Source organism: Streptomyces sp. NPDC029139 (genome assembly GCF_055564335.1).
Window position 1 is genome coordinate 194,421 of record NZ_JBVHWN010000005.1, and the last position, 9,985, is coordinate 204,405.

Annotated in this window: 7 protein-coding genes and 1 pseudogene; 6 read left to right on the forward strand and 2 right to left on the reverse strand. The window is 72.7% G+C overall.

The genetic code is table 11. From position 1 onward, the window contains the following. Nucleotides 1-244: 244 nt before the first annotated feature. Both ACZ4VW_RS14840 and ACZ4VW_RS14845 read right to left on the reverse strand, forming a co-directional pair. Entirely contained in the window at nt 245-2,260 is a 2,016-nt protein-coding gene (locus ACZ4VW_RS14840; protein WP_467962167.1) for a helix-turn-helix domain-containing protein, read from the reverse strand. 243 nt (nt 2,261-2,503) lie between these two features. Next, nucleotides 2,504-3,487 (reverse strand): NADPH:quinone reductase, encoded by a 984-nt coding sequence (locus ACZ4VW_RS14845; protein ID WP_467962169.1) that lies wholly within the window; start codon nt 3,485-3,487, stop codon nt 2,504-2,506. 397 nt (nt 3,488-3,884) lie between these two features. Here ACZ4VW_RS14845 and ACZ4VW_RS14850 point away from each other — a divergent pair, with 397 nt between their 5' ends. The 6 genes and pseudogenes from ACZ4VW_RS14850 (at nt 3,885) to wrbA (ending at nt 9,839) form a co-directional block, all read left to right on the forward strand. Next, nucleotides 3,885-4,022 (forward strand): hypothetical protein, encoded by a 138-nt coding sequence (locus ACZ4VW_RS14850; protein WP_467962523.1) that lies wholly within the window; start codon nt 3,885-3,887, stop codon nt 4,020-4,022. 299 nt (nt 4,023-4,321) lie between these two features. Then, nucleotides 4,322-5,906: pseudogene (locus ACZ4VW_RS14855) on the forward strand (class I adenylate-forming enzyme family protein). Then, nucleotides 5,903-7,120, forward strand: a complete 1,218-nt coding sequence (locus tag ACZ4VW_RS14860; RefSeq protein ID WP_467962171.1) for an FAD/NAD(P)-binding protein — start codon at nt 5,903-5,905, stop codon at nt 7,118-7,120. Before ACZ4VW_RS14855 ends, ACZ4VW_RS14860 begins: the two are co-directional and overlap by 4 nt. Before the next feature lie 130 nt (nt 7,121-7,250). Next, nucleotides 7,251-8,195, forward strand: a complete 945-nt coding sequence (locus ACZ4VW_RS14865; protein ID WP_467962173.1) for an MIP/aquaporin family protein — start codon at nt 7,251-7,253, stop codon at nt 8,193-8,195. A gap of 14 nt (nt 8,196-8,209) precedes the next feature. Then, complete coding sequence (locus ACZ4VW_RS14870; RefSeq protein WP_467962175.1) at nt 8,210-9,091, forward strand: arylamine N-acetyltransferase family protein; 882 nt, start codon at nt 8,210-8,212, stop codon at nt 9,089-9,091. 130 nt (nt 9,092-9,221) lie between these two features. Further along, complete coding sequence (gene wrbA, locus ACZ4VW_RS14875) at nt 9,222-9,839, forward strand: NAD(P)H:quinone oxidoreductase (protein ID WP_467962177.1); 618 nt, start codon at nt 9,222-9,224, stop codon at nt 9,837-9,839. Nucleotides 9,840-9,985 lie beyond the last annotated feature (146 nt).

Consider the following 9,985-nt stretch of genomic DNA (forward strand, 5'->3'; position numbering starts at 1 on the left):
TCCGGCGGGTCACGGGCGACCCGAGCCGAAGCGATACGCGTCCCCTGCCCCGGCCGGTCAGGAGGCCACCCGAGCCGAAGCGGTACGGGTCCCTGCCCCAGAGGGTCACGGGCAACCCGAGCCGAAGCGGTACGGGTCCCTGCCCCAGAGGGTCACGGGCAACCCGAGCCGAAGCGGTACGGGCCGCCGTCGCGGGTGGAACACAACCCGCCCGGCCGAGGGTGCGGGCTCGCCCCCCGCCCGGTCAGGGTGACGTCGGGTGGGGTGGTTCCGGGGCCGGGCGGACGGGCTCGGGGGCCGGACGGGTCGGGTCCGCGGACGGGCGGGGCGGCTCGGTGCCGCGTTGCTGGGCCAGGACCTCGCGGGTGCGCTGCAGGCGGAGCGCCAGCTGGACCTCCAGGACCTGGCCCGGCTTCTGCCATTCCGCGCCGAGGAGTTCGCCGATCCGCTCCAGCCGGCGGGAGACCGTGTTCGGGTGGACGTGCAGCGCCTCCGCCGCGTTCGTCGGGCTGCCGCCCGACGCGAAGTACGCCTCCAGCGTCCGCGTCAGATCGGTGAACCGTTCGGCGTCGTAGTCCAGTACGGGCCCGATCGCCGACTCGATGAAGCCGTCCACATCGTGGTCGTCCGAGAGCAGCAGCCCCAGGAACCCCAGGTCCTGCACGGAAGCGGCCGACCCCGAGCCGCCCAGCGCGCTCATCGCGTCCAGGCAGCGCATGGCCTCCAGATACATCCGGCCCACGCCGTCCGGACTCCAGCCCGGGCCCGCCGCGGCGACCGAGACCGGGTGCCCGAGCAGCGGGGCCAGCTCGCCGGAGACCGCGCGGGCGGCGGCCGAGGCGTCGAGCCCGGGCAGCAGCAGCACGAGGCAACCGCCCTGCACCGTCTTCAGTCCGGACATCCGGTACGCGTACGAGGACGCCCACACCACCGCCCGCCCCTGCTCCCCGCCCTCCGGCCGGGCCACCACCAGGACGTGCGGCTTGCGCAGGTCGATGCCGAGCCGGCGGGCGCGCTGCACCAGCTGCTGGGGAGGGGCGTGCTGCGGGTCGGCGAGCAGGTCGTCGAGGAGCTCGTCCCGGACGGGGCCCTCGGCGACGGCCGTGGAGCGCTGCATCAGGAGCAGGAACGCGACGGACTGCGCGGCCAGTTCGAGCAGCCTCTCGTCCTCTCCGGTCAGCCCGGTCGCCGCCCGCATCACCAGCACACCCAGGTCTTCGGACCCCGCGATGACCGGCGCCACCCAGGTATTGTCGCCGGTCACGACGGGTCGGCGGCCGGCGTGCGCGTCCAGGGACGCCTTCGCCACGGCCTCCTCGTCGAGGCCCTGGATGTCACCGCCGGAGGCGAGGCTGCGGCCACCCGGGTCGCGGATCAGCACGGTGCCGTCGAGGGCGTCCCCCGCCGCCTTGGCCACGTTGCACAGATCCCCGCCCGCGAGGACCAGGTTCATGATCCGGCTGTGCGCCTCGCTCACGTGCCGCATCCGGGTGAGGCTGGTCCGGGCCCGGGAGCTGTCCAGCTCCAGTTCGGTGACCTCCGCCCGGGTCTGGTCGAGGAGGCCGGCCTTCTCGATGGCGACGGCGGCCAGGTCGGCCAGGGAGGACATCAGCCCGATCTCGTCGGGGGTGTAGTGGCGGACCCGGCGATCGGCCCCGTACAGCGCGCCGACGGTCGTGTCGCCGCTGCGCAGGGGTACGGCCATGATGGCGTGCAGTCCCTCGGCGCGGACGACCTCGTCGACCGCGAGGGCGTGCGGGAAGCGGTCGTCCTCCAGGTAGTCGGAGGTCCAGGCCGGTTCGCCGTGGGTGTGCGCCTCGCCGCCGAGGCCGTGGCCGTCGAGGACGCGCAGCCCGGTGCTGAGCCCGGTGTGGGAGCCCTCGGAGGTGTGGATGAACGAGGATCCGGCCGTGTCGCGCAGGCTGACGCACGCCATGTCGAAGCCGAGGAGCCGTTTGGCCCGGCGGGTGATGACCCGGAGGAGGCTGTCGAGGTCGTACGGCAGGGTCAGGTCGCGGGCCGTGTCGACGAGGGCGGCGAGGCCGGCCTCGCGCTGTTCGCGGCGGTCGAACGAGGTCGAGATCGTGATGGCGAGATGCACGGCCCGTTCGAGCCGGGCCAGTTCGGCGTCCGGGGTGCCCGCCTCCCGTGCCTGGCCGAGCAGTGCCTCGTAACGGCCGGGCGGTGCCTGTTGGGCCAGCAGCTCCAGAACCGCGAGCGCGTCGGTGCCCCCGCCGCCGTCCGCGCCATGCTTGGACATGTCCCAACCCCCGTTGTTGAGAGAACCGGGAGCCCCGAAGGAAACCCGTACCGCTGGCCGAAACTAATTCGGCTCCGGGAGACGGTCAACGGTGACCTCGGCCACTTAGTTCCCGCCGCGCGGGCGGGGTGGCGCGATCACCGCCCTTGCCCGGACGCGGTGTTGTGGGGCCACCTTCCGCCGGGGGGTGGACGGCAGATGACCGGTGTACGGGGGCCGGGTGTCGGGGGCGCGGACCGGGCGTCAGGCTTCCGGTGTGCGGAGGACCAGACGGGTGCCGTGCGGGCCCGCCGTCTCGATGCGGCGGTGGACCTCGGCGGCCTCGCTCAACGGGCGGACCTCGATCTCGCGCGGACGCAGCAGCCCGGCGGCGAGCAGGTGGTTGATCGCCGCAGCGGCCTCGGCCAGTTCGGCGGTGGTGGCGTGCGAGATGACGAACCCGGCGATCGAGCCGTCCTTCATGTAGAGCTGTCCGGCCGGCAGGACGGGCCGACTGCGGGCGCCCGCGAGGAGCACGATCCGGCCCCTGCGGGCCAGCAGGTCCACGCTCTGAGCGAGGTCGTTGGTGCCGGAGGCGTCGAGATACGCGTCCACTCCGTCCGGGGCCGCCTCACGGATCAGCTCGTGCGCGCAGGGATCGGTGAAGTCGAAGACCTCCGCCGCGCCCAGCGAGGCGACGTACGACGCGTCCCGCTCCCGGGCGGTGGCGATCACCCGGGCCCCCGCCCATACGGCGAGGGCGACCATCGCGCTGCCGACGTTGCCGGCCGCGCCCGCGACCACCACCGTCTGCCCGGCCCGTACCCGGCCGTGCGTGAACAGCCCGAGGTACGCGGTGGCGGCCGGGTGCACCACGGCGACGGCGGCCTCCGGGTCGACGCCGTCCGGAAGGTGGTAGAGACGGTCGGCGGAGACCACGGCCCTCTCGGCCGCGGCGCCCTGACGCCCCTCGTGGCCCAGGCTGTTGCACCACACCAGGTCGCCGGGGGTGAATCCGTCGGCGCCCGCTCCGGTCCCGGCGACCCGGCCGACGAGATCGCGTCCGATCACGAAGGGAAAAGGCAGCGGAGTGCTGAACAGTCCGGAACGGACGAATGTGTCGACCGGATTGACCGTGGTGGCCAGGACGTCGACCAGAACATCCGTGGGCCCGGGGCGGGGTTCGGCCAGTTCTCCGTAGTGAATCGCGTCCGGCGGTCCGAGCTCTTCGATGTAGGCAGCGCGCATGCCCGGATACTCGCAGGGCCGTTGTTCTCTTTCTCCCCCCGGCACCATGGTGTGTCAACTCGGCCGGTAACAGCCGCTTTTCCGGTCCTACGCTGGCGTTCATGGAATTGACGATGATCGATCTGACGCCTGGTGATCCCGCTCTGCTCACCGATGTCGCGCCCCTGGTCCGGGCCCTGCGCCCGGGCATGGACGCGGACGGCTTCCTGGAGTTCGCGACGGCGGCCCACGGGCAGGGCCTGGTCTTCACCGCCGCCCATGACGCGGCCGGCCGCTGTCTGGGCATGGCCTCGCACCGTGTACTGGCCACCAGCCGGGGCCGCTTGCTCTTCGTCGACGACCTCGTCACCGCCCCCGCCGCCCGCTCGGCCGGGGTGGGCGCCGCCTGCTGGAGGAGCTGCGGGAGCGGGGCCGGCGGGCCGGCTGCGTACGGATGGAGCTCGACACGGGCACGGGGAATCACGGCGCACAACGCTTCTATCACGCACAGCGGATGAACATCGTGGCCCTGCACTACGCCGTGGAACTGGCGTGAACGGACCGGAGGTACGGGGCATCTCCGAAGTACGCGCGCCGGCTCCGATCGGTCCGGACTTGACGGACCCTGAATCGCTTCGTTGACCCTTCCCCGGGCGCTCAGCAGTATCCCCTTCCGAGAACTGCGAAGAGTTTCTCCATTCTCCGTCCGCCCTTCTTCACCCGCGCATTCCCGCGGGAGCGGCCCGAATTCGCCTTACCGATCTCTGCCGATCCCTGCCGGCCTCCGTCGGGCTCCGCCGGACTCCGGCGAACTCCGCCGGGCTCGGCATTTTCTACTGACGAAAGCCTGGGGACATGCTGCTGCAGCGCATTGGAAACCGTGGGAACCGGGCACGCTGTTCGAGCGAGCGGCGTCCCGGCACCCCGCGAACGTGGTGATCCTCGACCACGACCTCGACATCGCGCCCGGCCTCGGGCGCCGTACGACGGTCGCGGAGATAGCCGACCTGATCGACGACTTCGCGTCCCGGCTGTGGGCGGCCGAGGTGCGCCCCGGCGCACGGGTCGTCGTCCACAAGTCCGACGGCTTCGACATCACGCTGCTGTCCTGCGCCATCGCCCGCATCGGCGCCGTACCGGTCCTCCTCTCGCCGAAGCTGGACGGCGCCACCGCCGCCGAGCTCGTACGGCGCACGGACCGGCCGTTCCTGCTCACGGACGCGGTGAAGCTGGAGAAGGAGCTGCCGGCCGAGGTCTTCGACCTGGCCGGGAAGGTGCTCCTGGCCTCCGGCAGCCACGAGGGCGCCACGGAGCTGGCCGGGCTCGCCGGAGCGCCCCGGGTGCCCGCCGTGACCATGCCGGCCGAGCACCCGACGCTGATCACCCACACCTCGGGCACGACGGGCACGCCCAAGCCGGCGGTGCACACCGGCCGGACGCTGCAGGCCCGTTACCGCCCGCAGGTCTCCGCCGTCGCGCCGCTGATCCGCGGCCGCGAGACGATGGCGATGCATGTGTCGTTCGTGCACTCGCGGCTCTTCACCGCGCTCGCGATCTCCCTCTTCCGGGGATTCCCGATCATCGTGCTCGCGGACCCGGACCCGAAGCGGGCGGCCGACCTGTTCGCCCGGCTGAAGCCGGGCATCCTGGAGGCGCACCCCAACTCCTTCATGGAGTGGGAGGAGCTGGCGCGGGACCCGCGCGGGCCGCTGTCCAACGTGAAGCTGTTCTCCTCCACGTTCGACGCGATCCACCCGCGCACCGTGCACACCCTGCTGCGCGCCACGAAGCGGCGGGCGCCGCTCTTCGGTGAGCTGTACGGGCAGAGCGAGGTCGGCCGGCCGTGGTGCGCGCCTTCACCCGGCGCCGCTCGCTCGACGACGACGGGCGCTGCGTCGGCCGTCCCTTTCCGGGCATGACGGACGTGCGGGTGGTGAGCCGGGACGGCAAGGAGCCCTCGACGGAGAACCCCGGCTACATCGAGGTGCGCAGCGACGGCAGGATCGTCACCTACCTCGGCGAGCAGGAGCGGTACGACCAGCAGGTGTCGGCGGACGGCTGGTGGCGGATGGGCGACGTCGGCTACCGCACGAAATGGGGCTGCGTGCACCTGCTGGACCGGGAGGTCGACCTGATCGAGGGCTTCGGCTCGACGCTCGCCGCCGAGGACACGCTGTTCGGGAAGCTGCCGGAGCTGGCGGAGATCATCATCATCCCCGGCACCGACGGCCGGGCCGTCCCGGTGGTGTGCACGAAGAACGACCGCCCGCTGGACCCCGCGGCATGGAAGGCGGCGGCGGCCACGCTGCCGCCCATGGCGGAGCCCGTGCAGTGGCGGCTCGGAGAGCTGCCGCAGACCGCCACCACCAAGATCAAGCGGCTGGAACTGGCGCGCCTGCTCGCCGCCGGCACCGCCTCGGCCGCCGGGGACCGGGCGTGAACGACTCCCGTGGGACGAACGGCCCGAAGGCCGCGCACGCGGAGGTCTGCATCGTCGGCGCCGGGCCCCGGGGGCTCTCCGTCCTGGAGCGGATCTGCGCCAACGAGCGGCGCGCCCCGCGCCACCGGAGCCTGACGATCCATGTCGTCGACCCGGCGGCGCCGGGAGCGGGGGCGGTCTGGCGCACCGAGCAGTCGCGGCACCTGCTGATGAACACGGTCGCCTCGCAGGTGACGGTGTACACGGACGACAGCGCCCGGATCGAGGGGCCCGTCGAACCCGGTCCCAGCCTCTACGAATGGGCGCAGGAGCTCGCGGTGATCGCCGTGCTCACCAAGGACGGCACGGACACCGGCGGGACCGCGAGCTGGGCCGGGAGCACGAGCGGGACCGGGGCCACCAGCAGGGCCGGGAGCTCCAACGGCACCGGGACCGCGAGCGGGGTCGGGAGCATGAGCGGGGCCGGGAGCGGGGCCGGGAGCACGAGCGGCGCCGACGGTGTGGTGGGGTACGACGCGGCGACCCTGGAGGAGGCACGCCGGCTCGGTCCGGACTCGTACCCCTCCCGCGCCTTCTACGGCCGGTATCTGCACGACTCCTTCCAGCGGGTGGCGGCCCGCGCGCCGGACCACGTCACCGTGCGCGTGCACCGCTCGCGGGCGGTCGCGATGGCCGACACCCACGGTGTGCCCGGGGGTCCGCAGGGCGTGCGTCTGGAGGACGGCACGCGCCTCAACCACCTGGACGGGGTCGTCCTGGCGCAGGGCCATGTGCCGGCCCGGCTGACGGCCCGCGAGGCGCGCACGGCCAGCCTGGCCCGGATCCACAATCTGCGTTACGTCACCCCCGCCAACCCGGCCGACCTGGACCTGAGCGGGATCGAACCGGGTCAGCACGTGCTGCTGCGCGGGCTCGGGCTCAACTTCTTCGACCACGTCCTGCCGCAGTCGGTCCTGGAGCGGAAGAAGAGCCCGTACCCGTCCACCCAGGACGTCGCGTACGTCACCGCGCTGCGCGACAAGGTCGAGGCGCTGCTCGCCGAGGACTCCCCCGTGCTGCGGCTCGTCCCGCGCGAGGGGATCACCAGGCTGCTGGAGAGGCCGCTGGAGGAGTACGCGGCGCTCGGTGGGCTCTGGGGGACCCGGGCGGTGATGGAGCGGCTGGTCGAGTTCAACGCCTGGGTGCTCGCGTACGAGGTGCGTATCGAGCGCTGACCCGCACGTTCGCCCTTCTGCGGCGTCGTGGGCGGCCTTCCGGCCGTCCGCGGCGCCGCGGACGTGTGTGGACGGCCCGCACCATCCGCGCCGCCTGTACCGACCGCATCACAGCTGGGAGCTGGTCACCATGACCCACAGCAGTCGTCACCGGGCACCCCGCCGGGAGCTCCTCTCCCCGCGTGCCCGCACCGTCGTCCTGGAGTTCCTGATCACGGCGGGGATCCTCTTCCTCATCGTCACCACGTCCCGCTGGCTCTTCGCTCCGGACGCGCCGCTCGGCTCCGTGCTGAAGGGGCGAGCGGCGTTCGTCGCGCTCGGGATCTTCTTCGGCGTCGTCAACACGGCGATCATCCACTACTCGATGTCCCGGAAGACCGCGGGGCACATGAACCCCTCGGTGAGCATCGGGCTGTGGCTGCTGCGGGTCTTCCCCGGCCGGGACGTCCTGCCGTTCTGCGTGGCACAGATGACCGGGGCGGTGGCGGGCGTGGGTCTGGCCCGGCTGGTGTGGGGCGCGCACGTGGGGCTGCCGCAGGTCGGCTGGGCTGCGGTGGCGCCGCAGCCCGGCTGGGGCTTCTGGGGCGTGCTGACGGCGGAGACGGTGGGGCAGCTCATCTGCATGACGCTGGTGGCCGCGCTGCTGCTCAGGCCGCGCTGGGAGTGGTTGATCCCGGGCGTGGTGGGGCTGTGCATCAGCGGCTTCATCATGATCCTCGGGCCGCTCTCGGGTGGCTCGGTCAACCCGGCGCGGCAGTTCGGGCCCGCGCTGTGGGCGGGGAACTTCGGCTTCCTCGCCGCGTATCTGATCGGCCCGGTCCTCGGCGCGGTGCTGGCGGCCGGCCTGGCCGCGGCCCTGAAGGCGCCGGCCTCACCCGTATCTCTGGACCCCTCCGTACCGCCCACCGCTTCCGTACCACCGGCTGCTTCCCTACCACCGGCCGCTTCCGTACCACCGGCCGCTTCCGCGTCCGCTTCCCTGCCGCCGGCCGTCGCGCAGGAGCGGGAGACGGCCGTCTGCCCGGACACGATCCCGCCCGAGCTGCTGCGGAACGACGATCCCTTCCGCATCTGACCCAGGAGACCGACATGTTGGGAACCTACGGACTGCCCGTCGCCGTCGAGACCGACCGGGAGTGGCAGAGCGAGCTCCTCGACCTCGACGCGTACCTCGCCCGGATCGGCTTCACCGGGCCGCGCACCCCCACCGCGGACACCCTGCACCGGGTCCAGCGCGGCCACATGGACGCCATCGCCTTCGAGAACATCGACATCGCGCTGGGCCGCCCGGTCTCGCTCGACCTGGACCACGTCCAGGACAAGCTCGTCCGGGCGGGGCGGGGCGGTTACTGCTACGAGAACAACCTGCTGCTGGCCGCCGCCCTGGACCGGCTCGGCTTCCCGGTGACCCGGCTCCTCGCCCGGATCCGGCAGGGGGAGAGCCGGCGCCGCTTCCGTACGCACACGGTGCTGCTGGTGCGCGCGGACGAGCAGGTCTGGCTGGCCGACGCCGGGTACGGCTACAGCGGGCTGATGGAGGCGCTGCCGCTCCGGGACGGGGCCGTCTCGTCGGTCGCGGACTGGACCTGGCGGCTGGCCGCCGACGGGCCCGACTGGGTGGTGCGCATCCCCGGAGAAGGGGCGGGGGACGGGGCGGGCGAGGGCTGGTTCGACATGTACTCCTTCCGTCAGGAACCGCAGTTCCGGATCGACTTCGAGGCCGCGCACCACCTCTCCTCCACCCGGCCCGGCTCGCCGTTCGTGGGTCAGCTGGTCGCCCAGAAGGAGACCGAGAAGGAGCGCCGGCTGCTGCGGGACAAGTCGCTGGAGATCCGGTACGCGGACGGGCGCGTCGAGCGGCGCGAGCTGAGCGCGGCGGATACGGTGTGCGCGCTCGGCGAGCTGTTCTCGATCCGGTTGAACGACGACGACGACGAGCGCGCTCTGCTGCGCTTCTTCGCCGAGAAGTGACATCCACGGGCGGGACTTGACGGACTTCCCCCGGACGCGTGGAAGGCCGCCGTCCCGTTCGGAGAAGGTCGCGACCGGGCCTTCCCGTTCCGTGACCGGCCCCCGTCCCTCACCAAGGAGCAGGTCTGCCATGACCAACGTCGCAGTCATCTACTACTCGTCGACCGGCAACGTCCACACGCTGGCGAACGCCGCCGCGGTCGCGGCGGAGAAGGCCGGTGCGGAGGTGCGCCTGCGGAAGGTGGCGGAGCTGGCCCCGCAGTCGGTGATCGACACCAAGGCGGAGTGGGCCGAGCACGTCCAGTCCACCCGTGACGTGGAGGTCGCCTCGCTCGACGACCTGGAGTGGGCCGACGTCGTGCTGATCGGCACGCCGACCCGCTTCGGCCTGCCGGCCGCGCAGATCAAGCAGTTCATCGACACCACCGGTGGTCTGTGGGCGCAGGGCAAGCTGGTCAACAAGGTCGCCTCGGCGTTCACCTCCACCTCGACCACGCACGGTGGCCAGGAGTCGACGCTGCTCGCGCTGAACAACACCTTCTACCACTGGGGCGCGGTCATCGTGGCGCCCGGCTACGCGGACCCGGTCCAGTTCGCCGCGGCCAACGGCAACCCGTACGGCGCCAGCAGCGTCTCGGCGAACGAGGCGAACAACGTGGCCGGCGACAACCTCGCCGCGATCGAGTTCCAGACGCGGCGCGCCGTCGAGATCGCCACGGCGCTGAAGAAGGGTTTCGCCGCCGTCTGACGGTGATGCGGGGACACGAGAGGAGGGGGGGGGGGGGGGGGGTTCCCCCCCCCCCCCCCCCCCCCTCCCCCCCCCCCCGCCCCCCCCCCCCCCCCCCCCCCCCCCCACCACCCCCCCGGGGCGAAGCGAGGGGGAACGGGAGGCTT

Excerpts from the sequence above, each read along its gene's own strand:
- ACZ4VW_RS14865 (WP_467962173.1), top strand. The coding sequence starts at position 7,251 with ATGACCCACAGCAGTCGTCACCGGGCACCCCGCCGGGAGCTCCTCTCC.
- ACZ4VW_RS14840 (WP_467962167.1), bottom strand. The coding sequence starts at position 2,260 with ATGTCCAAGCATGGCGCGGACGGCGGCGGGGGCACCGACGCGCTCGCG.
- ACZ4VW_RS14845 (WP_467962169.1), bottom strand. The coding sequence starts at position 3,487 with ATGCGCGCTGCCTACATCGAAGAGCTCGGACCGCCGGACGCGATTCAC.
- ACZ4VW_RS14870 (WP_467962175.1), top strand. The coding sequence starts at position 8,210 with ATGTTGGGAACCTACGGACTGCCCGTCGCCGTCGAGACCGACCGGGAG.
- wrbA (WP_467962177.1), top strand. The coding sequence starts at position 9,222 with ATGACCAACGTCGCAGTCATCTACTACTCGTCGACCGGCAACGTCCAC.